19 protein-coding genes are annotated in these 24,042 nt (G+C 72.0%); 8 read left to right on the top strand and 11 right to left on the bottom strand.

From position 1 onward, the window contains the following. Positions 1-47 precede the first annotated feature (47 nt). Positions 48-824, top strand: coding sequence for a DUF4386 domain-containing protein (locus F6W97_RS24905; protein ID WP_230686936.1), 777 nt, complete (start codon positions 48-50; stop codon positions 822-824). Positions 825-894: 70 nt separating this feature from the next. On the opposite strand, the gene F6W97_RS24900 is transcribed toward F6W97_RS24905, so the two are convergent. Beyond that, entirely contained in the window at positions 895-1,866 is a 972-nt protein-coding gene (locus F6W97_RS24900; RefSeq protein WP_155372808.1) for a hypothetical protein, read from the bottom strand. 144 nt (positions 1,867-2,010) lie between these two features. Between F6W97_RS24900 and F6W97_RS24895 the strand changes: the two genes are divergently transcribed. The 5 genes from F6W97_RS24895 (at position 2,011) to F6W97_RS24875 (ending at position 6,739) form a co-directional block, all read left to right on the top strand. After that, positions 2,011-3,147, top strand: coding sequence for a GGDEF domain-containing protein (locus tag F6W97_RS24895; RefSeq protein ID WP_155372807.1), 1,137 nt, complete (start codon positions 2,011-2,013; stop codon positions 3,145-3,147). A 66-nt stretch (positions 3,148-3,213) separates the two neighbouring features. Then, positions 3,214-3,699: a VOC family protein gene (locus F6W97_RS24890; RefSeq protein WP_155372806.1), complete on the top strand. Its 486-nt coding sequence runs from the start codon at positions 3,214-3,216 to the stop codon at positions 3,697-3,699. 211 nt (positions 3,700-3,910) lie between these two features. Next, positions 3,911-4,555: a hypothetical protein gene (locus F6W97_RS24885; protein WP_155372805.1), complete on the top strand. Its 645-nt coding sequence runs from the start codon at positions 3,911-3,913 to the stop codon at positions 4,553-4,555. Positions 4,556-4,667: 112 nt separating this feature from the next. Next, positions 4,668-5,246 (top strand): SigE family RNA polymerase sigma factor, encoded by a 579-nt coding sequence (locus F6W97_RS24880; protein ID WP_155372804.1) that lies wholly within the window; start codon positions 4,668-4,670, stop codon positions 5,244-5,246. Beyond that, positions 5,243-6,739 (top strand): TolB-like translocation protein, encoded by a 1,497-nt coding sequence (locus F6W97_RS24875; RefSeq protein WP_155372803.1) that lies wholly within the window; start codon positions 5,243-5,245, stop codon positions 6,737-6,739. Before F6W97_RS24880 ends, F6W97_RS24875 begins: the two co-directional genes overlap by 4 nt. A gap of 181 nt (positions 6,740-6,920) precedes the next feature. On the opposite strand, the gene F6W97_RS24870 is transcribed toward F6W97_RS24875, so the two are convergent. From F6W97_RS24870 to F6W97_RS24845, 6 genes are all read right to left on the bottom strand, one after another. Further along, positions 6,921-7,556, bottom strand: coding sequence for a DUF4304 domain-containing protein (locus F6W97_RS24870; protein WP_155372802.1), 636 nt, complete (start codon positions 7,554-7,556; stop codon positions 6,921-6,923). A gap of 304 nt (positions 7,557-7,860) precedes the next feature. Further along, on the bottom strand, positions 7,861-8,499 hold the full coding sequence (locus F6W97_RS24865) for a hypothetical protein (protein WP_155372801.1): 639 nt from the start codon (positions 8,497-8,499) through the stop codon (positions 7,861-7,863). A gap of 83 nt (positions 8,500-8,582) precedes the next feature. Then, positions 8,583-10,091 carry a hypothetical protein gene (locus F6W97_RS24860; protein ID WP_155372800.1) on the bottom strand — a complete coding sequence of 503 codons (1,509 nt, stop codon included), beginning with the start codon at positions 10,089-10,091 and terminating at the stop codon, positions 8,583-8,585. A gap of 75 nt (positions 10,092-10,166) precedes the next feature. Then, positions 10,167-11,303, bottom strand: a complete 1,137-nt coding sequence (locus tag F6W97_RS24855; RefSeq protein ID WP_155372799.1) for an aromatic ring-hydroxylating oxygenase subunit alpha — start codon at positions 11,301-11,303, stop codon at positions 10,167-10,169. Then, entirely contained in the window at positions 11,300-12,895 is a 1,596-nt protein-coding gene (locus tag F6W97_RS24850) for a phytoene desaturase family protein (protein ID WP_230686935.1), read from the bottom strand. The genes F6W97_RS24855 and F6W97_RS24850 overlap by 4 nt, the downstream gene beginning before the upstream one ends. A gap of 385 nt (positions 12,896-13,280) precedes the next feature. Next, positions 13,281-14,135, bottom strand: coding sequence for a class I SAM-dependent methyltransferase (locus tag F6W97_RS24845; protein ID WP_155372797.1), 855 nt, complete (start codon positions 14,133-14,135; stop codon positions 13,281-13,283). A 132-nt stretch (positions 14,136-14,267) separates the two neighbouring features. Here F6W97_RS24845 and F6W97_RS24840 point away from each other — a divergent pair, with 132 nt between their 5' ends. After that, positions 14,268-17,327 carry an ATP-binding protein gene (locus tag F6W97_RS24840; protein WP_155372796.1) on the top strand — a complete coding sequence of 1,020 codons (3,060 nt, stop codon included), beginning with the start codon at positions 14,268-14,270 and terminating at the stop codon, positions 17,325-17,327. A gap of 90 nt (positions 17,328-17,417) precedes the next feature. On the opposite strand, the gene F6W97_RS24835 is transcribed toward F6W97_RS24840, so the two are convergent. Next, entirely contained in the window at positions 17,418-17,558 is a 141-nt protein-coding gene (locus F6W97_RS24835) for a hypothetical protein (RefSeq protein WP_155372795.1), read from the bottom strand. Next, positions 17,555-19,510, bottom strand: a complete 1,956-nt coding sequence (locus F6W97_RS24830; protein ID WP_196279294.1) for a HEAT repeat domain-containing protein — start codon at positions 19,508-19,510, stop codon at positions 17,555-17,557. Before F6W97_RS24830 ends, F6W97_RS24835 begins: the two co-directional genes overlap by 4 nt. A gap of 236 nt (positions 19,511-19,746) precedes the next feature. Between F6W97_RS24830 and F6W97_RS24825 the strand changes: the two genes are divergently transcribed. Further along, a complete protein-coding gene (locus F6W97_RS24825; RefSeq protein WP_196279293.1) occupies positions 19,747-21,054 on the top strand; it encodes a PQQ-like beta-propeller repeat protein in 1,308 nt (435 codons plus the stop codon). 63 nt (positions 21,055-21,117) lie between these two features. Here F6W97_RS24825 and F6W97_RS24820 read toward each other — a convergent pair whose 3' ends face one another. Beyond that, entirely contained in the window at positions 21,118-22,551 is a 1,434-nt protein-coding gene (locus tag F6W97_RS24820) for an RICIN domain-containing protein (RefSeq protein WP_155372792.1), read from the bottom strand. A gap of 22 nt (positions 22,552-22,573) precedes the next feature. Then, positions 22,574-23,992, bottom strand: coding sequence for a pectinesterase family protein (locus F6W97_RS24815; RefSeq protein WP_196279292.1), 1,419 nt, complete (start codon positions 23,990-23,992; stop codon positions 22,574-22,576). Positions 23,993-24,042 lie beyond the last annotated feature (50 nt).

The following is a 24,042-nucleotide window of genomic DNA, read 5'->3' as shown; positions in this document are numbered from 1 at the left end:
TTGACTCCAGGGTCCGCCTGCGCCTACCTTCAAGGTGTCAAACATTTTTGACAAGCGGGCACGGCGACCCGCCGCACAAACGCGCCCTGCACCACCCCACCCACCCCTGGAGCAGCGCCATGACCGGCACGAAACGCACCGCCCGCATCACCGGCCTGGCCTACCTCGGCCTCGCCCTCACCGGATTCCTCGGCTACCTGCTCATCCGCCAGCAGCTCTACGTACCCGACGACGCCACCGCCACCACCGCGAACCTGATCGCCCACGAGCCCCTGGCCCGCCTCGGCATCCTCGCCGACCTCGGCATGGTCGGCACCCAGGCCGTCACCGCCGTCTGGTTCTGGCGACTGTTCCGGCCCACCGACCCCGTCGCCGCCGGATCACTCGCACTGTTCGGCCTGGTCAACTCCGTGACGATCCTCGTCGGCACGATGTTCTCGGCCACCGCCCTCAACGTCGCCCTGCGCGCCGACGCGACCTCCGCCGGCCAGGCACAACTGCTCTACGACCTCAACGGCGCAGCATTCACCCTCGGCGCACTGTTCTTCGGCCTGTGGCTGATGCCGATGGGCTGGCTGGCCCTGCGCTCCGGCTACATGCCCCGCCCGCTGGGCTGGCTGCTGCTCGGCGGAGGCGTCGGCTACGTGCTGAGCCTCGTCGTCGCCGTGACCCTGCCCGACGCCACCGCCGCGGTCTCCGCACTCGTCATACCCGCCACCATCGGCGAGATCTGGATGGTCGGACACCTGCTGGTCAAAGGCGTGTCGGACCGGACTGCGGCCGACGTTCACCAGGACCGCAGCCCGCAACTCGCGGCGGCCTGACCGCCGACCCGCGCGGGCACAACTGCGCAGCGGCGCCGCCCGGGGCGCGGCGCCGCTGCTGGAGTGAGGCTCAATAACCCAGCCGGTCCGCCATCAGGCGGCGTACCGCGGCTGCGTCGTCGTCGCCCGCGTCAAAGCGCATCGGCGACGTGTCCGCGTACACCTCGCTGGTCTCATACGCCCGGCCCTCCAACTGCACGACCTCCGAGTCCGCGGCGAGCCGCTCGGCGACGGTGAGGCCGCGTCTGCCGGACAGGAACAGGGTCTCGCCGTCGGAGTTGGCCTGAGCTGCGGCGATCAGGCCGATGCCGGGCACGTAGGCGCGGCGTACCGGCGGGGCGAGCAGCGGGCTGAACTCTTCGACGACGAGTGCGTCGTCGTAGCAGATGGCGGGTGCGCAGACCTCGTCGGCGGAGGTGTCGACGACGAACGCGCATTGCAGCAGCCCGATGGCGGGCGCCTCGGCACGCAGGTACGGCGGCTCGTCGCGCGCCGGGTCGCCGGGCACGACCACACCGGCTCTGGCGCCCGCGACGCCCGCGATCCAGGCGTCGGGTGCGCCGTCGGGCACCTCGTTCTCGATCAGCTCGGGGTACTCCCCCAGCTGCCAGACGTTGCCGTCGTCGTCCTGGGCATGCAATACCAGCGCGGATTCGACGGCGGCGCCGTCGCGCCAGTCGCGCTGCCACAGCACGCGCGTCCATACGCCGTCGATGTTCTTGACCAGGTCGGTGGCGGTGAGCACGACGACGTGCGGCAGCAGCTCGCCGCCGTCGTTGGCGACTGCCTGCAGGGTGATCTCGGTGCCGGCGGGCAGCGGCTGGTGGGCGTTGTCGAGGTCGGTGGAGTCGCCGAAGTCGCGCTGCCGGAACCGGGTCGGCGGCGGGCACGGCCCGTCGGGTTCGGCCAGGGCCGCCGTGTCGGCCGGGGTGCGGTGTGCCGCGACCGGCGCGGCCTTCGCCGAGGGGGCGGGCACTGTCATCGCGACGGTGAACGCCGCGCAGGCCAGGGTGAAATACGCCGAGCGCAGGGAAGTGCCCATCTACCCGCCTCCGATCTCGTGCGCCTGGGGCGCTTCGGGAGATATACGGAGAATAGGGTCGTTAACGACTGGAATCCTATTCAGGTCACCCGTTAGCCGTGCGATCAGCAGTCACCCTCCAGGGCCCTGAGTAGAGTCGAACGCGTGGCCAAGGAGCGCGACCTCGCCGCCGAATGGGTGACCTTCCGCGACCTGAACTGCGCCGGCCGCTCCGCCGGCACCCTCCGCCTCGCCGACCGTGTCATCGCCGAATCCGACGACACCGGCCGCACCGCCCGCATGATCACCTACGTGGGTGCGGCCGTCCACCTCGACCAGCGCGGCGACACCCCCGGCTGCGTCAACGACCTCACCGCGCTGGCCGCATACACCCGCCCCATCACCGACGACCTCACCGTCAGCCAGCGGGTCCTGCTGCGCTACGCCGTCAAACGCCTCGCCGCCCTCGGCCACCACCTCGACCTGGACCTGCCCCACGACGACGGCATCGACCCGATCCTCGCCGACGTCAACACCCTCGCCGACGTCTGCGACGCCATCGCCGACCAGCAGCCCGACAAAGCCATCGCACAGCTCGACGACATCCCCGAGGCCATCGACGCCGTCGGCCTGGCCGAACCCGTACGCCTGCGCTCGATCGCCCTGTCCCAACGCGGCGACCATGCCGCAGCCCTCGCCGTCGAACGCGACGTGCTGCGCGTCGTCACCGCCGAGGAGGAGCAGCTGCGCAGCCTGCTCGCCAGCGGTATGAGCGCCCGGCTGGACCAGGACCGGCTGCGGCGCATCGCCGCGCACTTCGCCTGCCAGGCCACCACCGATCCCCTGACCGGGCTGCCCAACCGCCGCAAGATGGAACGGTTCACCGAAACACTCGCGCGCCGGCGTACGGCAGCCGCCGTCGGGGTCCTCGACCTCGACGGGTTCAAGTCGGTCAACGACACCCACGGCCACGACACCGGCGACGTCGTGCTCCAGCGTTTCGCCGGGGTACTGGCGCGTACGGTGCGCCACGGCGACTTCGTCGCCAGGCACGGCGGCGACGAGTTCGTGGCGGTCCTGCCCCGCACCACCATGGCCGAGGCGGCCGAGATCGGCGAGCGCATCCGTGCCGCCGTCGCCGCCGAGGACTGGTCGACGGTCGCACCCGGCACCCGATCGGAGCCACCATCGGCTGGGCCGACCTCAACGGCGACGCCCTTGCCGCTTTCCGGGCCGCCGACCACGCCCTCTACGACGCGAAGCGGTCGCGTAGCCCGCTCACCGCGTAGCAGAACGGCTTGACCCTCACCCGACGGGATGGGCGAACCTCGTGACCGTCCGATTGCTCCACCATGCAGAGGTATCGCCATGTCCCCCACCGAACCCGTATTCCGCCCCGCGCCCGGCATCGACCGCGAGATCTACCCGATGCCCGCGTTCGTGAAGTTCACCGCGAAAGACCTGCCCGCGACGACGAGGTGGTACGAGGCCGCCGGTTTCGTCGTCCTCGCCGCCATGCCCGGACCCGGCGGGTCGACAGGCCTGGTCCATCTGCGCCGCCGGCGATACCAGGACATCCTGCTCGTGCCGGCCCACGGCGCCCCGGCCGGAGCAGGACGGGTCACCATGGCAGCCGGTGGCGACGACCTGCGGCAGCGCGCCGCGGACCTGGCCACGGCCGGCGGCGGCATCGCCGAAGGGCCCGCCCCTACGCCATGGCGCAGCGACGACCTCACGCTGACCGACCCCGACGGCAACGTCGTCGTCCTGACCGAGCCCCGACGGGCCGACATCGACGCCGACACGCAGTGGTCGGCGATGGTCCGCGACAGCGTCGGCCGCAAGGTCACCTGACCGGGCCACCACACGCAGCACTGACGACCCGACACCCCGGGATGAGCACTGCGGCACGCAGACCCGGAGCCAGCAGCCGGCTCCGGGTCTGAGCTGAGACGTTCAGATGTGCACAACAACACCGTCGCGTGTGACGTGAGGGTTCCTTGATCCGCGGATCGTGGCTTGACGAGGACGTCCGAAATGGCGGCGCTGTGCTGTACTCGTCCGCGTGCCACGCCGCAGGACCATCGTCGCCGCCATCGTCGTTACCTTCGTGCTCGCGTCCGGCCTGGCGTTCAAGGTCTGGCGAGACGAGCAGGACTCGCCTCCTTACGGCCCGGAGGTATTGCACGCGACGGCCACGCTGAGGCCCATCGACTGGGAAGAAGCGAAAGCTCTGATCTACAACGCGCCGCATCCCAACGGCGGTCAACTGATACACGGCCAGGTCACCTGGGAGAACCCGCCGTCGTACGGCGGCGGGCGATTCGAGGTGCTGGTGATCGACAAGCGCAGCCACCTCAAGCCACACGCGATCGCCCGGAAGGTACCGGGCACTACACACAGCGGCAGGACACAGGCGGCCTGGTACATCCTCGACGAGGTTGAACAGAAGTATCCGTGGCTGCGCGGCGCGGCGAACCTTCGTGACGGAGACCGGGTGATGACCGGCTCGCCGTCATCACTAAGCGTCCTGCCGCACGACAACGGCGTCACCTTTGTCGCGCTTTTCATCCCGGCAACGTCGTGGCCCAGCGAACGAGCGCACAAGTATTGGGCGACCGCCCCTGTCAAGCCATCTGACCTGCTCGTCGCACTCGTCTACATCGGCGATGACGATCAGATCTACTGGGCGCAGAAACTCTACGGCTGATCTTGCAAAGGTCGGCCGCCTGCGGGCCGGACCGCGCGAACGCGAAAAGGGCGGCTCCAGCTTCCCTCCGGACCCGGCACCATGGGCGTCCACATGACCATGGAGTGGCGAGATGAGCGATGACTGGGTGCCGCCCGCGCCGAACCCACCGGACGACCCGCTGGTCCGGTTCGAGGAGTTCGTCCGCGCCCGGACGGCGTCGCTGTGGCACGCGGCATACCTGCTGACCGGCGACCGGCACCACGCCGAAGACCTGCTGCAGACGGCACTGGAACGCACCGCCGTGCGCTGGGACCGGCTGGACCGGCCGGAGGCGTACGTGCGCAAGGTCCTCTACACGCAAGCGGTGTCCTGGTGGCGCAGGCGGCAGCGGCGCGTCCCGGAGGTACTGGTCGACGCGACCCCGGAGCCGCCCGGCGGGGCAGGCGAGCCGGAGGTGCGGATCGTGCTGGCGCAGGCGCTGCGCCGCCTTACCGCCAAACAGCGCGCGGTCCTGGTGCTGCGCTTCTACGAAGACTGCACCGAGGAGGAGACCGCGCGGCTGCTCGGGGTCGCACCCGGCACGGTCAAGAGCCAGACCCGCCACGCGCTGGGACGACTACGCCAGCTCGCCCCCGAACTGGCGGGCCTGCTCGGCGACCCGGACGGCACACCCACGACCGGCCGCGACGAGAAGGTGGCGACCCGATGAGCCTGCGTGAGCACCTGCGTGCCATCGCCGAGACCGAGCCGCCGCCGGCGCTGCCGGAAGGCTTCTTCATCCGCTCACGGCGCCGGGCACGCCGCCGTCGGCTGGCAGGCACGGGCCTGCTGGCGATCACGGTCGTCGCCGCCGGCCTGGTCGTCCCGCACGGTGGCGGCCCCGCCGCGGTCGGGGCCGCTGCCGCGCCGATGCTGTCCGAACTGGTCGGCGCAGGGCTGGGCGGCCCGCTGGGCTGGGCACTGCTGGCGGTGCTGCTGGTGCTGCTGGCCGTGCTGTGGCGGGAACTGCCAGGACGGTCGCTGCTGCGACGCCTGGCCACGGCCGCAGTCGTCGGCTCGCTGCTGGTACTGGCCGCGCCGCCCGGCACCGCCCTGTGGGGCGAGCCGCGCGGCAGGGTCGGGCTGCCCGACCGGCTGGCCGCGCCGGAGTCCTGGTGGTCGGCGGCAGAACTGCAGCAGTCGCCGCCGGGTCCGGTCGCGCTGGTGTACAGCGGCCGGGCCACGCACGGCAACCTCGAAGAAGGCCGACTGGTGCTGCTGGCCGCAGACGGCGACCGCTACCGGATCCTCGACGTGTTCAGCGACCCGCTGGAACAACTGGTGCACGAGGAGCTGGCGAGCACCTGGCCGGTGCTGTCGCCCGACGGCCGTCTGCTGTCCGCGGGCGGCTACGGCGTGTACGACCTCGTCACCGGCACGCAGGTGAACGGGCCGGGCTGGGAATCCGTGCCTCGTGCCTGGTCTGCCGACGGCAAGCGCCTGGCACGCGCGACGACCGATCCGTCCGACGGCTCGCAGACCGGCTGGCAGGTGCAGGATCTGGCGTCGGGGCGGACACTGCGCACCATCGGGTATGACGAGCCGGGCGGCGGCGCCACGGTGGCCCTGTCGCCGGACGGGGCCCGTATCGCCGTCGAGCAGAGCGACCGGATCGCGGTCTATCCGGTCGCGGGAGGCGAGCCGGTCGCCTGGCCCCGTGACGGCTGGCGGCTGGGCGACAGCACCGCCTGGAGCCCCGACGGCCGTCTGCTGGTGATGGTGCGCCGTGCCGCCTGCGTCGGCTGCGGCCAGCCGACCGGCCCGAGCGAGGTACGGGTCGTCGACGTCGAGACCGGGGTCACGGTCACCGGCGGGTCGTTCGCGCCGCTTGCCGCGGACGTCGCGATCCGGGTGCAGGGCTGGCGGGCACCCGATCAGCTGGTGGTGCAGGTCGGCGGGGCGGTGGAGGTGTTCACGCTGGGCCGGGCCGCACCGTCCCGGTTGCTGACCCTGCCCGCCGGAGTGTCGGCGATCGAGATCGCCACGAGCCGGCTGGCGGCCCCGCTGCGCCCGGCGGAACCGGCGACCTACGGGCCGCCGAACCTGTTCCTGTGGCTGGCGGTCGGCGTCTGCGGGGTGCCGGTACTGCTGGCGGCCGCTACAGCCTGGTCGATCGCGCGCCGGGTGCGCGGCCGGGCCCGCCGGGGCGGAGATGCCGTTTAGCCGATGTCCCGAAGTTCGCGTGGCACCGGTTGACGCGGGAGGTGTAGGGGTGCCCTTGTCGTCGACGTCCTGCCCCGCATCCATGCTGGACGCCGACCTTGCGATGAACGCGGCCGTCGACGCGCACGGCCGCGTTGCCGCAACGGTGGACCCGTCCCGTCTTGGAGCCGCGTCTGCGCGCTCAGCGCGACGCGCGGGCGTGCGCCCAGCCGATGAGTTCGTCGACGTACTCGGCCGCGCGGGGCCGCGCGGCGAAAGCGTCGCGTAATCCGGCACAGGCAGCATCCAGTTCCGGTGACGGTCCTCGCCCGGAGAGCAAGATGACCAGGGGTGGCCAGTGGCCGATCTGCTTGTTGGGCAATGCGCTCAGCTCGGCCAGGTAGCGGCCCGGCTGCAGCAGTTCGACCAGCCGGTCCGCAGCCCGTGCCACGCCCGTGAGGAGGTCGGCCCGCAGCCGATCCACATCGGTGTCGGCTGTCACCTGCCAGCGCTCGCGGTCACGGTCGACGGGGTGGGGGCACGGCACCCGGCGTTCCATGAGGCCGATGCCGTAGATCTCGCTCGCTTTGTTCATCGGCTGGGTCTGCCCGGCCCGCCAGGCCATCCACTCCCACCAGTGCTTCGGAGCCACCGCGGTATCGATGTAGAACATTTTCGCGGTAGACCGTGACGACTTCGACGGCTCTTTGTGAATGACGGCGACACCCTCGGGCGTGATGAGCCGCCACACCGCACCGGAGCTGTGAAAGCCCCGTGGATGCAAGGTCACGCCGATGTCATGCAGCAGGCCGCGTATCACCACATCGAGTTTCGCCATGACCCGACGATACGGTCGTCCACCGGAGTCGGCGCACCGTGAGAAGCCGACAGGTCGAAAGCCACGACGCCCGAATCAAACGGCTCGGCCTCCTGCCTCGGCCTGGCTGTGCGCGCATCGCTCGAATGCACGGCGCTCGGCCGAGCCGGAAGCGGATACATCAGCCCGGCTGCGTCCTCCCGGCCCGCAGACCGGTGACCAGGATGATGGTCGCGAGGCTCAGCACGGCACGCTGGTCACCGCCGCGAGAGGTAGGGGTGGTGGTCACGGCGGGATGGCACACAGCCCGGTCCCGCCCGCCGTCCTACGGGAACTGGCCGACCGGGCCGGCCGCCACGAACCGGAACGCGGTCTGCGCCGGGCCGATCCGCTCGCGCAGCGACACCTTGCCGTCCGCGGAGACCTCGACGTTGCGACCCCCGACGATCAGGTCGAAGTCGGCGCCCCGCGGCCCGTCCATGCCCGTCGACGCGACCAGGGTCACCGCCTGTCCCCGGTCGGCGGCATCGCACGCCACCGTGTGCAGCACTCCCCCGTCGACACCGACGCACAGCGGCTCCCCGCCGGTCCGCAGCTTGGCGGTCTTCAGCAGGTACGCTTTCGCGCCCGGCGACAGCGGGGACAGCACGAACTGCTCCCGCTCGCCGGTGTCAGCCCCGCCCGGGTACGTGCCGATCCGGCCGCTCGCGGTGACGGTCAGCACCGGATCCTCGACCCGGTCGACTGCCTGGAGCATGAACGCCTGGTCCAGCTTCGGGATCCCGTCGACCGGCGGCGGCGAGGCCGGACCGCTGGCCGAAGGGCTGGTGGTCGCCGCCGAGCTCGCAGGCGTCGGAGTAGGCGTGGCAACAGGATCTGGCTGCGGGTCGCAGCCGGACAGTGCGGCCAGCACCGCCCCACCGAGCCACAGTGCCGCGACGGGACGTACACCCGCGCTGGTCATGTTCGCGCCTCCCGCACTCGGCCGTTGCTGTGCCGACCGCCTACCCGGCTCAGTGCCCCAGCACACCTGCCGCGCAAGCCTGCTCAGAAGTCGCGGTCGGTGTCGAACCAGTCTTCGGCCAGCTGCGGCGGGACTCCCGCCAGACGTGCGAGGTCGGCGAACGCGTCGCCTGCCTCCTCGCGCCGGATCGTATCGATCATGCCGTGCGTCGTGTCGATCCGGTTCAGTGCTGCGACCAGGTCCCGCAGCGGCCGCTCGGCCAGGGCCACCCGGTCCGGCGCGTCGGCGGGGATGGCGTCGACGGCTGTGCGGGCGGCGGCGTAGGCCTTGCACGCAGCCGCGCCGAACCGGGCCGAGTCGTCGGCCCAGTCCCGGAACGGGTTGGTGAAGTTGGCCGCGAGCCAGGTGTCGGACTTCGCGCCGCGGATCACCACCTTCACGCCGGTGCCGCGGTAGCGCGCCCGCAGCGGCGCAACGACGCTGCGGCGTACGCCGTCCAGCTCCAGCAGGCGCAGGGAGGGAAGCTCGGGCAGGGTGTCGGCGTCGAGCGCGTACGCATCGCGCAGGCGCAGCGCGTGCAGCTGCCGGTGGGCGGCCAGCGCCGCCGCGTCGGTCAGTGCGCCGGGCGGGCCGTCCAGCCGCACCTGGAGCTCGGCGAGTGCCGACAGCCCGGCCAGGGAAGACAGCGTGCAGGAGCCTGCGGCGCCAAGTTGGACCTGGCGGGCGCGGGCGAGCCCGGCGGGAACCATGATCCGTTCACGTGTGGTGCGCAGCGACAGCCGCAGACCACGGCCGTCTGCGTCGGCGGCGACGGACAGGTCGTCGGACGGCTCGGTCAGCTCCAGCGACCTCGCTTGGCCGGGTAGCCGAAGCATCCGTAACGCGTCGCCGGTCAGCCACAGGTCGGTGACCGCGGTGCCGGACAGGTCGACGAGGTGCGGCGCGTCGTGCCAGTACAGCGTCCGGATCAGCGGGTGTGTGGTCAGGGCCGTGCTCAGGCCGCGGTCGTCGCCGGCCCAGTACAGCGTTGTCAGCCGCGGCAACCGGCCGAGGAAGGACCAGTCGACGGGGCCGGAGGGCGGCAGGCCGTGCGCCGCGGCCCGGAGGTCGAGCTGGCTCGACCTCGCCGACATCGACATCGGTCCTGCCCCGAGGTCGATGTCCACCGGGCTTTGGGTCGCTGCCGCCCGGTATGCCGCGCGCAGGCTCTCCGGTAGGGCGTCCCAGGTCCGCTGGGCGTCCACCTGGTATGGCAGGTATTCCCACCCGGACCACGACTGTGACTCGGTCGGCATACCGGCCGTCGGCGTCATCCGTCCGAGCCAGTGCAGGTCCGCGGGGACCGCGTGATACGCGCTGACCTTGATCACCGCAGGCTCGCCGGAATGAGCGTGGTGGTCGAGCATGAGCGGTCGCGCGGACTCCAGCTCGTCGAGACGCGGCGGCTGCGCCGACATCCAGTCCAGCGCGCCGACCGTCAGGGTGCCCTGCGCGTCCCGGCCGAGCACCTGGCAGGCGACGTACCGGCCGCCCGGCAGCGGCATCGCCGCCACCTGCCCCACCGTAGGTCTGTCCGCCGTCCGCGTCGTCACGGGCAGCAGGTTACAAGTCCCGCCCGACGAAACGCTCCAACGATCGCGGAGCCCGGTAGGGCGGTCCTAGAACGTTCACGACGTCGAAGGCCGGCCCAACACTGCTACCGGGTCGCGGTAGGCGCGGGCCAACAGCGTCACCCAGTCGTAGATCGCGGTCTCGTTGGGAGCCAGCGGCCCCGGTGTGTAGTGCGGCGAGGCCAGGCCGCGCTGCACCGATTCGCATGCCGCCCAGTCCTGCCGGTTGGTGACGTCCCAGAACTCGACCGCGTACGACGGGTCGGTGACCGCTTCGTCGAACAGCCACAGGCACTCGACCGCGGTCCGGTCCGGGGCGAGGGGTGTCATCCGGTGCGCCATGACGTAGTCGGGGTGCAGCGACAGCAGCACGTTCGGGAACAGCCCGAGGTAGCGGACCGTGCGCCGGTCGGTGCCGTCGAGCATCACCCCGCGCGAACGCCCGTCCAGGGACATCGTCTCGGCGTGTTCGCGCAGTTCCATGGACCCGCCGAGCCAGTGGCCGGGTTCGTGCCAGTTGTCGCCGGAGTTCGGCGGGGTGACCGCGCACAGCTCAGGGTGGATCAGCGGGCAGTGGTAGCACTCGTGGTAGTTCTCGGCGATGACCTTCCAGTTCGCGGCGACCTCGTAGCGGTGCACGGCCTTGACGGTCAGCTTCTCCGGCGCGTACGGCGCGACGAGCCGGTCGAGGCCGCCCAGGTGCTCGTCGAACGGCATCGCGGTACCGGTGGCGTTGACGAACACCCACCCGTGCCAGTCCACCGCCGGCAACTCGACGAGCCCGAACTGTCTGGCCGGGAAGTCGTCGTCCATGCGCGGCGCGGTCTTCAGAGCGCCGTGCAGGTCGTAGGACCAGCCGTGGTACGGGCACACGATCGCCCGCCGCTCACAGTGGCCCCCGTCGGGCAGCAGCTCGTGGCCGCGGTGGCGGCACACGTTCGCAAACGCCCGTACCCCCTGGTCGGTGATCGTGACCACGACGGCGACGTCACCGACGGTCACCGCGTGCTGGTTGCCGTGCTCGACCAGCTGCGCCCGCCGTCCCAGGCACGTCCACGACCCGGCGAACAGGTGCCGCCGCTCCCACGCCAGGACCGCCGGATCGGTGTAGGCCTGCACGGGCAGCATCCGCGAACTCCCGAACGGCCGCAGCGCCGCGTCGAGACCGTCGCCGGGCAGCGGTGCGGCGGTCATCGCCGGCCCCGGCGGCCGGTGTCGTGCAGCACCTGCCGGACCACGTTGCGGCCCGGAATGCCGGTGACTCCGCCACCCCCGTGTGTGGCGGAGCCCGCTTGATACAGACCTTTGATCGGGGTACGCAGGTCCGCGTAGCCGGCCGCGGGCCGGCAGTGGAACATCTGCCCCGGCGTCAGCTCGCCGTGGAAGATGTTGCCGCCGACCAGGCCGTACTCGTGTTCCATCTCGTGCGGGCCGATGATCTGGCGGCCGATGACCGAGTCGGTGAACCCGGGTGCGACCGCCTCCATGCGCGCGACGAGGCGGTCGGCGTAGGCGTCGAGTTCGGCGGTGTGCGGCTGGGCGGCCCAGGTGTGCGGCACCCACTGGGTGAACATGCTGACCACGTGCTTGCCCTCCGGGGCCAGGGACGGGTCGAACACGGACGGGATGCACACGTCGGCGAACGGCAGCGTCGCGGCCTTGCCCGCGGCGGCCTCCTGGAACGCGGTCTCCACGTCGTCCAGGGACTCCGACAGCACGATCGTGCCGCCGTACACCGCCGGGTCGAATTCGGGGTGGCTGGTGAACGTCGGCAGCCGGTCCACCGCGAAGTTGACCTTCACGGTGCCGGAGCGGGTCTGCCACGACTCGATGTCGGCGACGAAGTCGCCGGGCAGGTCCGCGCGGTCCATCAGCCGCAGGAACGAGATCTTCGGGTGCGCCGTCGTGATGACCGTCGGGGCGGTGAGCTGCTCGCCCGACTCCAGGGTCACTCCGGTCACCCGGCCGCCGGTCGTGTCGATGCGGGCCACGGCCGCCTCGGTGCGGATGTCCGCGCCGAACGAGCGCGCCGACGCGGCCATCGCCGCGGTGACCCCGCCCATGCCGCCGCGCGGGAACCCCCACGCCGCGGACTGGCCGCCGGTCTGGTCCAGGTGATGGTGCAGGGTGACGAACGCCGTGCCGGCGCTGCGCGGCCCGCCCCAGGTGCCGATGACGCCCGACACCGACAGCAGGCCCCGCATCGCGTCGGATTCGAACCGGTCCTCGACCAGGTCGGCGACGCTGGCGGTGAACAGCCGCGTCAGGTCGAACGCGGCCCGCACGTCGACCTTGCGCAGCGTCTTGAGCAGCGCCGCCTGCCCGAGCAGGTCACCGGGGCGCTTGGAGCCGAGTTTCGGCGGGATCGCGTCCAGCAGCGGGCCGACCTTCGCGCCGAGCCCGCCCAGCCACGCCTCCCAGCGCTCGTAGGCGTCCGCGTCGGCCTTCGAGAACTTACTGATCTCCTCGTGGCGGCGCTGCGGGTCGCCGGCCAGGTGCAGGTGGCGGCCGTCGCGGCGGGGCGCGAAGTAGGGGCCCTGCTCGTAGACGTGGTAGCCGTGCTCGGCCAGGCGCAGGTCGGCGACCATGTCGGGCGGGAGCAGGCTCACCACGTACGACAGGGAGGTGACCAGGAAGTCCGGGCCGAAGGGGCGTTCGGACACGGCGGCGCCGCCGACGGTGTGCCGGCGCTCCAGCACCACCACCCGCCGCCCGGCCCGCGCGAGGTACGCCGCGGCGACGAGCCCGTTGTGCCCACCACCGATGATGATCACGTCATGCGTCACGCCCAAGAGTTTGACTGACTGACCACTCAGTTGGGAAGACCCAATTTCACCATGCGGTATTCACCGACGTCGGTATCGAATCCACGTTACCAGGAGTTGGGGAACCTGGACGAGCCCCCGACTCGACCAGCTGCAGCCGCCGAGCGAATGCCCGCCACCAGGACGACGCACGGGGCCGGATCGCGGCAGGCGCCACAACCCGGCCCCGTGTCAGCGCACCCTGCGGTGCCGCCGTGCCGTGCAGGCACTGGCGGCGCCCGCCGCTCTTCATCCGCACCGTCCCCGACCCGGCCGTGCGGCCTGGCTGACGGCACGCCGTGCCCGCCGCGGGGCCGTCCCAGAACCCGATGGCGCGCCGGTCGCACACCCAGGGCGGGGTGCGGCCTCAGCGGGTCGCTGACACCACGAGCATCTCGCACGGCCCGACAAAACCGTCCGGGCCCTCGAAGGCCGCCAGCTCCGCGGTGATCTCCGCCCAGGCCGCGTCCCGCTCCGGCTCCGGCAGCCCGGCCAGCATCTGGTGCAGGGCGCCGAACGACTCCCGCTCGAACCGGACGCAGTCGGCCGCCGACGGCAACCGCACCGGTGAGACGACCGTGTCGACGGTGATGTCGTGGAACCCGGCGCGGGCGAACGCCTCCTCCGCCACCCCAGGCGCACCCAGGCTGAACGGCCCCGGCTGGCCCGGCAGCGGCGGCGGCAGCGCAGCCCGGCGCCGGATGATCCCCACGGGCACGGAGAAGAAGCCGTTGCGGTCCGCGGTGGAGTAGACGACAGCGGAGACCCGCCCACCAGGCCGCAGCGCGGTACGCATCCCCGCCAGCGCCGCCTGCTGATCCGGGAAGTAGATCAACCCGACCCGCGAGATGACCGCGTCGAACGACGCCTCGGCGACGTCGATGCGCTCCCCGTCGAGCTCACGGATTGCCACGTTGGACAGCCCGGCATCGCGAGCAGCCCGCTCGGCGTACGCCAGGATCGCCGGCGAGATGTCGGTGGCAAGCACATGCCCGGCTGCTCCGGCACGGTGTGCGGCGGCCAGCGTCTGCCCGCCGGCGCCGGCGGCCACGTCGAGGACCCGACTGCCGTCGGTGATCCCCGCCGCGTCGAGCATCCGCCGCGTGGCGGCGCCCAGCCAGTCCTCGATGAGCGGGCCCCACCGGTGCCAGGCCTCGGCCGCGTCCTGCCACTGCCGGCGGGTGGTGGACTTGTAAAGCTGCGGGTCGAACGTGGTCGTCACGGCAACTGCCCTCCGAAGATCATCGGCCGGTCGTGTCCTGTCACCCGGATACGCGCCAGAAAGGCACCCGCACACGCCAGAAAACGCCTGGCACTTCCCGGCCAGACGCCCACGCTGCGCGACAATGCCCGGATGCCCCTCTTCGTCGGCCGCCAGGACGCGCTGTCGCAGCTTTCGGCCGCGCTCGCCGCGACCGGTGGCACCGGCTGGCGCCGCCCCGCACTGGTACTCGTCAGCGGCGAGGCCGGGATCGGCAAGACGGCGCTGCTGACCAGGTTCACCGCCGACGCCGCCACCGCAGGCGCCCGCACGGCATGGGGCACCTGCTGGAACGGCGAGCAGGCGCCCGCCTACTGGCCGTGGACCCAGGTGCTGCGCTGCCTGGACGACCCCGATCCGCAGCCGGCGCCTACCGTGGCCGCGACAGGCCTGCTCGACACGCCACCGCCGGGCGGCGACGCGGCCGCCGGCCGGCTGCGCGTCTTCGACACGGTCGCCCGCACGCTGGCCGCAGCCGTCCGCCCGGGACCCGTGGTCGTCGTCCTCGACGACCTCCAATGGACCGACGACGCCAGCCTGGAACTGCTGCGGTTCCTCACCGGCATGACCTACCCGGGCGCGCTGCTACTGCTGGCCGCCTACCGCCCCGACGAACTCGCCCGCCCGGCCGCCACCACCATGGCCGACCTGGCACTGCCCGCCGAACGCATACCGCTGCGAGGCCTGTCCCCGCAGGAGGTCAGCGACCTGGTCCACGCCGTCGCAGGCCCCACCGCAGCCGGCCGATGGGCTCCGGTGGTGCACGAACGCAGCGGCGGACACCCGTTCTTCGCCGGCGAACTCAGCCGCCTGCTGTCCGACGGCCCACCGGTCGGCGTCGTGCCCGCCGCGGTGCGCGAGGTCATCGCACGGCGCACCTCGCGGCTGTCCGCCGACTGCGCCCGCCTGGTCGAAGCCGCCGCAGTCGGCACCGGCACCCTGCTGCCCGACGTACTGGCCGAGGTCACCGGACAACCACCCGCCCGCGTCGCGGAACTGACCGAACAGGCCACCGCTGCCGGTATCCTGACCGGCACCGCCGACGGGACACGCTTCACTCACGACCTCTACCGCGAATCGATCTACTCGGGACTGTCCACCGCACAACGCCTGGACCTGCACGGCCGGCTCGCGGGAGCGTTGCAGCGCCGACACGAGCGCGGCGCGACGGTGTTCGCCGCCGAGATCGCCCACCACTGCACCGCCGCCCTACCGCACACCATCGACGCAGCCCTGCTCTGGGCCCGCCGGGCAGCACAGGCCGACGCCGACCGGTACGCGTTCACCGACGCCGCCGCCCACCTCGCCCGCGTACGCGCCGCCGCAGCGGCCACCGGCGCCGCCCTCAGCGACACCGACCACGTCGACCTGCTCACCACCGAAGCCGACCACCGCCTCCGCGCCGGCGACCCCACACCGGCACGCGACCTGCTCGACACCGCATGGCAGCGGGCCCGACACACCCGCGAACCAGAACTGATCGGGGCGGTGGCACTGGGCATCGACCGGATAGGCGCCCGGTTCGCCATGCCACGCACCGACCTGGTCAGCCGACTCGAACAGGCCCGCCACGCCCTCGACGGCACCGCCACCGCCACCGAAGCGCAGGTCACCGCCGCCCTGGCCCGCCAACTGCAACACTCCATCCCCGCCGACCGGCACCGCGCAGCCCCACTGGCCGAACACGCCATCACCGTCGCCCGCCGACTGGCCGACCCCGCCACCCTCGCCGGCTGCCTGCTCGCCCAACACGACGTCCTGTGGACACCAGGCACCGCCACCCGCCGCGCCCAGATCGCGACCGAGATCGGCGAACTGTCCCGCCAAGCCCACGACCCCGAAAGCCAGGCCCAGGCCCTGTTGCTCACCGCGACCGCGCAACTGGAGACCGCCGACCCCGCCTTCCGGGCCACCCTGCACGCCTACGACCACGCCGCCCGGCAGCTGCGCCAACCCCGCCACGACTACAACCTGCACATCCGCCGCGCAGCGCTCGCACTGCTCGACGGCGACCTGAGCGCCGGGGAACAGCTCAGCGCCCACGCAGCCGCACTCGGCGAGGCCGTCGGCGACGCCGACACCGGCAACGTCCGCATGTCGCAACGCCTCGAGATCGTCCGAGCCCGCGGCGACGCGGCGCAACTACGCGACACCGCCGCCGAAGCAGTCTCCTGGTGGATCGGCGCACCCGCCCACGCCCACGCCGTAGCCGCCGGCTTCTACGCCCGCGCCGGCGACCACGACCTCGCCAGACGCGAACTCGACACCGTACTCGCCCTGCCGGACTGGCGCACCGACCGGTCCTACCTCTGGTCGGTGTTCGTCGGCGAACTCGCCACCGCCGCCGTCGCGCTCGACGACCGCCCACTGTGCCGGCAGCTACTCGGTGACCTGCTGCCCCTGTCGCAGACCTGCGCCGTGAACGCGGCACTGGTCGCCTTCATGGGCGCGCACGCCCACCGGATCGGGTCCCTGCACGCGGCCCTCGGCGAGCACGCGCCCGCCCGGCAGTGGCTGGGCCGCGCCGCCGAACTCCACCGACGGCTGGGCGCCCGGGGCTGGCAGGCCGAGTCACACGCGGCGATCGCCGCGCTGGACACCCGGCCCGGCAAGCGGCTCCCGCCGGCGCGGCGCCATGACGGCGAGGTGGCGCTGCACCGGGTCGGCGACATGTGGCAAGCCGGATACCACGGACAGACCGCGTTCCTGCGCGACTGCAAAGGCCTGCACGACCTCGCCGCACTGCTCGCCGCGCCGGGCGTCGACCACCCCGCGCTCACCCTGGCCGGGGCCGCCACAGCCGGCGCCGACCGCGCCGATCCGGCGCTGGACCGCACCGCACTGGCCGCCTACCGGCGACGGCTGGCAGCACTCGACCAGGAACTGGCCGACGCCGACGACGACCTCGACCTCGGCCGCCGGCACGCCGCAGCCGACGAGCGCGAGCAACTGCTGACGCAACTGCGCCAGGCCACCCGCCCGGACGGCCACAGCAGGCCCCTGGGCGCGTCGGCGGCCGAGCGGGCCCGCAAAGCGGTCACCGCCCGCATCCGCGACGCGATCACCCGAATCCGGGAGGCGCTGCCCGAACTGGCCGCGCACCTGGACCGGACCGTGCGCACCGGCAACACCTGCCGCTACGACCCGCGTTGAAGGTGCGGGAATCCGAGCCGGTCTCGGTGTCGCGACCACCGGCCGACGGCTGCGGCGCAGTACGAGCACCTCTGCCGCGGCCCGCCGTCTTCAGCCGGGCAGCAGCGCCGACACGGCCGACTTGACCATGAACGGCATGTCGCCGGACTGCTCTTCGAACCAGTCCGTCTGCAGGTCGGAGATCCAGGCGAACAGGCCGATCGGGCCGAGGCATGCGGCCGCGACGATCACGGCTCGATGGCGTCGCCGCCGCCGTCGGCCAGACGCCGCAAGGCCGCCAAGACGGCGGAGCGCACGGCGCCGTGCGGGTCGGACCGGTGCGCGTCGAGCCGTTCCCGCGTCCCGACCCCGCCGAACCTGCCCAGCGCCGTCGCCGCCGCGGCGCGTACCCCGTGCGCGGGGTCGTCCAGCAACGGCGCGATCAGCGCGGCCTCGCCCCGTTCACCCAACCTGGCCAGCGCGGCGATCGCCGCCGCCCGCATGAGGGCATCCCCGTGGGCCAGCGCCTCGGTGAGCTGATGGTGCGGCCGCCATCCGGGCTGGTGACCGAGCAGCCACAGGTAGGCGCGCTGCGTCCGCAGGTCAGGCGTGTAGCCGCAATGTCCCCGCTGGCCGATCCGGGCCAGGCCGCGTCCGGCCGCGTGGCGGGTACGCCGGTCGGGGGCCGAGCGGAACAACCGCCACAGGGTGTCACCGGCGAGCGGATCGCCGATCCTGGCCAGCGCTTCGGCGGCGGCCGGGGCGTGGACGGTGTCGCAGAGCCGGATCAGCGCCGGCACCGCCCGTACGTCGCCGTGCCGGGCCAGGACCCGCGCCGCCCGGTCCCGGACGTCGGGGTGCAGGTCGTCGCAGGCCGCGACGGCGGCGTCGACGACCCGCGGGTCACCGATCCGGTCCAGCGCACGCAAGGCAAGGTCACGGACCTCAGGGCTGTTGTGGGAGATCAGCGTGAGCAGCGCGGGCACCGCCTCGGCGCTGCCGATACGACCAAGGGCATCGACATGCGGCTGGACCGCGCAGGACCGCGGGTGGGCGGCGGAGTGCGCCAGCACATACCTGCACAGGGCCGGGACCGCCTCGACCGCGCGCAGCTCGCCGAGCGCCCACGGCGCCTCGAACCACCAGCCCGGCTCGTCGACCAGGCCGATCAACTGCGGGATGACGGCCGCACGGTAGCGGTGCAGCCAGCTGCGGTCGTCGTGCCAAGGCGGATCGACCGGGTCCAGAGGCCGGTCGTCGAGCACGGCCCGCGCGTCGTCGTGGTCGATGGCGAGCAGCCGCGCCACCGCGGTCCGGCGCGTCCAGCGCCAGATCCGTTCCCGCCGTTCGACGATCTCGCGCAGTACGGCGATCTCGGCGGCGTCGCCGGGGCCGGTCAGCGCCCGGATCGCCGATGCGGCGGGCCACGGCGCGCCGTCGAGCGCACGGGCGAGCAGCGCCGGCCGGTGTGCCGGGTCGCGTGCGGCGGCGCGCGCCCGCACGGCCACGTCCTGCTCCCAGCTGTCGTCGGAGTTCCACCACCGGTCGGCGAGGGCGACGACGTGTTCGTCGGTGGCGTCGGCGCGTTTCGTGACCACGGTGTGGATGGCCGCCTTGACGGTGTTGTGGCAGCAGTGCCTGCGTTCCGGGTCGGCGCGGGTGTCGTGGTAGGCGTCGAGCAGCGGCGGCAGTTGCGCGAGATCCGGTTCGGCCTTCGCCCAGCGGGCGAACGGGCCCCAGTGCCCGCCGGCCGGCGGTGGCGTCGTGCTCAGGTTCGCCGGCGTCGGGGGTGCCGCACGTCCGAGGCGGTCGGCGAGTGCGCGGTGCTGGGCGCGCCAGCGCTCGCGGGCGTAGGGGTTGGCCAGGTGGGGCAGCCGGGCGGAGAGCACCGCGTGGCGTACGAGCGCGGCCCTGGGGTCGGCGAGCAGGCGGCGGGTGTACGCGCGTTCGTCGAAGTCTTCCTGCAGCAATGCCACCAGCCGGACCACGGCGGGCGCCACGCCCCGCGTGAGCAGTTCCGTGTCCGTGCAGCCGGTCGCGGGGACCGCGTGCAGCCAGGCTGCCTGGACCGCGATCTCGTCACCGGAGTGCTCGCCCACCAGCTGCGCGATCTCCCGCAGGTGGTCGGTGAACAGCACGCCGGCCGCCAGCAGTTGCCCGCAGTGTGCGCGAGCGGCGATCCTGCGCGCCTTGGCCGTTCCCATACGGGGATTGAATCGCATCCCGGGCCGGCACGCTGACCGCTGCCGCGAGACCGTGGCCGCCGTACCTGTTGGGCGCGAGGTCTCGTAGTGGTGGGTTGCCCGGCCGCGGTCGGCTGCTGACACGGCCCTTCCACCGCTGGGCGTGCGACATTGACAACCGCCGTCGCGTCCCGCCGCGTTCCACCACGCGACGCCGCCTCGTGCCAGGCGGACCGGCGACCAGGGAGCTGCAAACGGTGAACGGCGAGCCGACGACCGGCACGACCGCGGTGATCGACCTCGGCGTCGGCTGGCGCGAACACCATCCCCCACCCGACCGCCCGAACATACGCGCCCTGGTACGCCCCCTGGCGGCCGTGGCCGCCCTGGTGCTGCTGCTCGCGCTGGGCGGGGCGGCACCGGCACGCCGGCTGGAGGAACTGGCCACCATCACCATCACCGGGCAGGGCGACTACCAGATCGTCAACGAGACGCTGCTGGTGCGCGACGCCGACCGGCTCTCCGGATACAGCCTGATCGACGGCACGCAACGCTGGAACATCGCACTGCCGGGAACAGCCGACAGCCCCATGACGGCGGGGAGCACCGTCCCCGGTCTGATGCTGACAGCGATGACAGACAAGATCACCGGCCGCGTGACCACCTACGCCGTCGACGCCGACACCGGGGTGATCCGGTGGCAGGGCGATCGGGCCATGTACCCGCTCGCCGATGTGGCGGTCGGGATCTGGTCGCCTGATGACACCGACCGCTTCTCCACGCAGGTCAGCGTCCGGGACGTGCGCACCGGGCAGCCGCGCTGGAGCGCGCAGCAGGTGCTGGCCGCGATCGACTACCAGGCCCTCGCCCGCGACCAGGACCAGGTGCGGATCTGGACGCTGCAGAGCACCGGCGAGCTGATCGAACGTGACCTGCGCGACGGGCGGGTGCTGCGCAGCCACCGGCTGGACCTGGGCACGGCTGTGCCGGTCGACCTGAGCATCATCGGTGACGAGTTCGTGCTCGAGACCGCGCTGGGCGGCGTGAAGACGACGGCCCGGTACGCCACCGCTGATCTGGCCCCCATCCCGCTCACGGCACCGTATGTGCGCCGCGTCGACTGCGGCGGGTACTGGTGCGTTTCGTCGCAGCCGGCCGACTCGGGGCCTGCAGAGAATCCGGTCGAGCTCGTCGACAAGGCCACCGGGGTCGTGCGCCGTCGCCTTCCCGGAGGGAGCGTCGTCATACCGACCTCCCTCGGGCTGCTGGTGGCAGACGCGGATCCGCTCCCGGCCGGGTATCCGGCGAAGGCGCTGCTGGACGCGGCGACCGCGCGCCCGCTGCTCGACCTCAGGGGATGGGATCTGTACACGGACTCCGCGGCGTCGGCGACGGTGCTGGTCCGCGGCGCTGGCCACAACCCGGTGCAGGTCGCGTGGTTCACGCCCGGCGGCCTGGACCTGTCGCAGCTTCCCGTGCGGGCGGAAGGGTGTGCCTTCTCAGCGCGCGCGACCGTTTGTCCCCGCGAGCCGGGCACCCTGGGCGTATGGCGCCTGACGAGCTGAACCACCCCGCGGGGTGGGCCGGTCGGCGCTGCCCGGAAAAGCGCCGACCGGCCCGGGACCGGCTCAGCCGATGTTGGCCTGCGGCCCCGCGTACGTGCGGAGCAGGTTCGGCACGTCGGCGGCCGCGTCGAGGGTGTAGGAGTAGAAGCTGCTCGGCGTGAACGCCGACCCGAGGGTCTGCTGGGTGCCGGTGCAGTTGACGAGGATGCTGCCGCTCTGGCGCAGCTGCGCCGTCGAGTCCGGGTAGAACGGGTCCTTCACGTTCTCGAAGTAGCTGTTCTCCAGGACCATCTTCGTCGCGCCGCGGGCGTAGTTGCCGTACGAGGCGACGTTCTGCAGGTAGTTGTTGTACAGGTGGGCGTAGGCCACGTTGTCGGTGCTGGGGTTGCGCTGGTTCGTGTCCTTGATCCAGTTGTGGTGGATCGTCATGCGGGCCGTGACGTTGTCGGTCCAGCCGATGCCGAACGCCTTGTTGTTGCTCGACAGCACGTTCCAGGAGATCGTCAGGTAGCTGCTGTCCTTGCGGCTGTCGATCAGGCCGTCGTTCATCCGCGTGATGGTGTTGTGGTCGATCCACACGTGGTCGGCGGTGTCCATCTGGATGCCGTCGTAGTCGTAGACCTTGTCGTCGGGGTCGTCGTCGGCCATCTGCGTGTCACGGATGGTGAGGTTGCGGATGATGACGTTGCGGACACCGGTGCCGAGGAAGAACCCGCCGCCGACGATGTGGCCGCCGGTCCCGATGCCGACGATCGTCTTGTTGGAGGCGACCCGCAGCTCGGTGCCCTTGGGCGTGACGGTGATCGCGCCGCTGACCCGGATGACGTACGGCTCGGTGGCGGTGACGTAGCGCTGCAGGTCGGCGAAGGTGCTGACGGTGACCGTCGCACCGGCCGCGCCGCCGGTGGTGCCGCCGCCGGTCGAGGCGAACCCGTCCGGCGCGTTCGACCAGGTGCGGCCGCCGACGCCGGTGAACGCCCACTGCTTGTTGCTGTTGGCGGTGCAGGTCTCCTGGATGATCTGCGCGCCGTTGGCCGTGGACGCGTCCTTGAGGCTGACGCACAGGCCCGAGTGCACGCTGATGATCTGGTACGTGTTCGTGCCGCTGGCCACCAGACGCCACTGCTGATTCGCCTGGCTCGACACGCACCCGTACTGCTGCAGCTGCACACCCGAGGCCGTGGACCAGCCGGGGATGTCGACGCACTTGCCGCTGCTGACGTTGACGAGCTGGTAGTTCGATCCGACCGCGGTCAGGCGGAACTGCTGCCACGGCGAGTTCGCGGTGCAGCCCCACTGCTGCAGCAGCGCGCCGTTGGTCGTGGACGCGCCCGGCACGTCGATGCACTTGCCGCTCTTGGTCACCACCAGTTGGTAGGCGACGCCGGTGGCGGGTGCGGCCTGGGCGGGCGAGGACGGCAGGCCGACGAGGGTCGCGAGCAGGGTCGCGGCGAGCGCCGCGGGGGCGTACCGCCGTCTGGTTCTGTTGTTGGTCATGGTTCGTCTCCTTCGAGCGGGCTCAGCCGACCGGGTTCCAGCCGTCGGTGCCGGCCAGGTACTTCTGCGGGGTGTAGTTCGGGGCGGCGGAGTCGGACAGCTGCGGGCGGTTGCTGTTGGCGCCCGCGCCGGAGCCGGTGTTGCGGTATTCGAGGAACCGCGCGTTCTGCCACGTGTTACCGGACATGTCCGTCCACGGCTGGGCGGTGCGGATCGTCGCGGACAGGTTCGACTCGCGGAACAGCACCTGCGCGGCAGGCCCCCAGGGGCGGCCGAGCTGGGTCACGTTGTTGGCGGTCCCGGTGATCGTGCAGCGGTAGACGAGGATGCCGTAGGCGTTGGCCGGATCGGTGCGGGCCGCGGTGATCGGGCCGCCGCTGGTGCGCCTCTCGTGGATGGTGCTGGCGTTGAACACGGCGGTGCCGCCGCCGAAGATGAAGTCGACGGTCCCTTCGACGTACGAGTTCACGATGTAGGCGCGGTAGTTGTTGAGCAGCAGCGTGTCCTGGTTGCCGAGGAACCGGACGTTGTCGAACACGGCCCGGTCGCCGTTGAGGTTCGCGGCGACGGCCTGGCTGCCCTCGCCGTAGTCGTTGGCGATGGTCAGGTTGGTGGCGCGGAAGTCGCGGCCGTTGACGAACACGGTCGCGCTGCCGGAGGTGCCCCACCCGCCGGCGGAGCTGTGGTTGTTGACGATGACGGTGTTGCTCGCCGACCCGCCGAGGCCCTGCAGGGTGATGTTGGGCTTGTTCGACGGGATGGTGACGATCTCGCGGTAGGTGCCGGCCTTGATGGTGATGGTCTGGCGGGTGGTGCTGTTGGCGGGCACGGCGTCGACGGCGGCCTGCACGGTGGTGTACTGGCCGGTGCCGTCGGCGGCGACGGTCGCGTTCGCGCCGCTGCCCACGCCGGTGAACGCCCACTGCTTGTTGCTGTTGGCGGTGCAGGTCTCCTGGATGATCTGCGCGCCGTTGGCCGTGGACGCGTCCTTGAGGCTGACGCACAGGCCCGAGTGCACGCTGATGATCTGGTACGTGTTCGTGCCGCTGGCCACCAGACGCCACTGCTGGTTGGCCTGGCTCGACACGCACCCGTACTGCTGCAACTGCACCCCGGAGACGGTCGACCAGCCCGGCACGTCCACGCACTTGCCGCTGCTGACGTTGACGAGCTGATAGTTCGAGCCCACCGCGGTCAGGCGGAACTGCTGCCACGGCGAGTTCGCGGTGCAGCCCCACTGCTGCAGCAGCGCCCCGTTGGCCGTGGACGCGCCGGGCACGTCGATGCACTTGCCGCTCTTGGTCACCACCAGCTGGTACGCCACTCCGGTCGCCGGAGCCGCCTGCGCCGGGGACGCGGCCGCTGCCACGACCACCCCCGACGCGGCGACGGCGAGTGCCAGGGCGAGCCATCGCCACGCTGTTCGTAATGTTCCTGTCACGACGATCCCTCCATCTCGAACGGTCAGGCCCCCGGCGCCCGGAGTCGGGA

Origin of the sequence: Catellatospora vulcania, assembly GCF_009720385.1 — a bacterium.
GTDB classification, from domain to species: Bacteria; Actinomycetota; Actinomycetes; order Mycobacteriales; family Micromonosporaceae; genus Catellatospora; species Catellatospora vulcania.
The sequence above is the reverse complement of the archived record's forward strand: the minus strand, read 5'-3'. Positions and strand labels throughout refer to the sequence as shown.

Coding starts and splice junctions, on each gene's coding strand:
- F6W97_RS24830 (WP_196279294.1), bottom strand. CDS start 19,510: ATGGGAACGGCCAAGGCGCGCAGGATCGCCGCTCGCGCACACTGCGGG.
- F6W97_RS24870 (WP_155372802.1), bottom strand. CDS start 7,556: ATGGCGAAACTCGATGTGGTGATACGCGGCCTGCTGCATGACATCGGC.
- F6W97_RS24875 (WP_155372803.1), top strand. CDS start 5,243: ATGAGCCTGCGTGAGCACCTGCGTGCCATCGCCGAGACCGAGCCGCCG.
- F6W97_RS24880 (WP_155372804.1), top strand. CDS start 4,668: ATGAGCGATGACTGGGTGCCGCCCGCGCCGAACCCACCGGACGACCCG.
- F6W97_RS24855 (WP_155372799.1), bottom strand. CDS start 11,303: ATGACCGCCGCACCGCTGCCCGGCGACGGTCTCGACGCGGCGCTGCGG.
- F6W97_RS24900 (WP_155372808.1), bottom strand. CDS start 1,866: ATGGGCACTTCCCTGCGCTCGGCGTATTTCACCCTGGCCTGCGCGGCG.
- F6W97_RS24865 (WP_155372801.1), bottom strand. CDS start 8,499: ATGACCAGCGCGGGTGTACGTCCCGTCGCGGCACTGTGGCTCGGTGGG.
- F6W97_RS24890 (WP_155372806.1), top strand. CDS start 3,214: ATGTCCCCCACCGAACCCGTATTCCGCCCCGCGCCCGGCATCGACCGC.
- F6W97_RS24840 (WP_155372796.1), top strand. CDS start 14,268: ATGCCCCTCTTCGTCGGCCGCCAGGACGCGCTGTCGCAGCTTTCGGCC.
- F6W97_RS24820 (WP_155372792.1), bottom strand. CDS start 22,551: ATGACCAACAACAGAACCAGACGGCGGTACGCCCCCGCGGCGCTCGCC.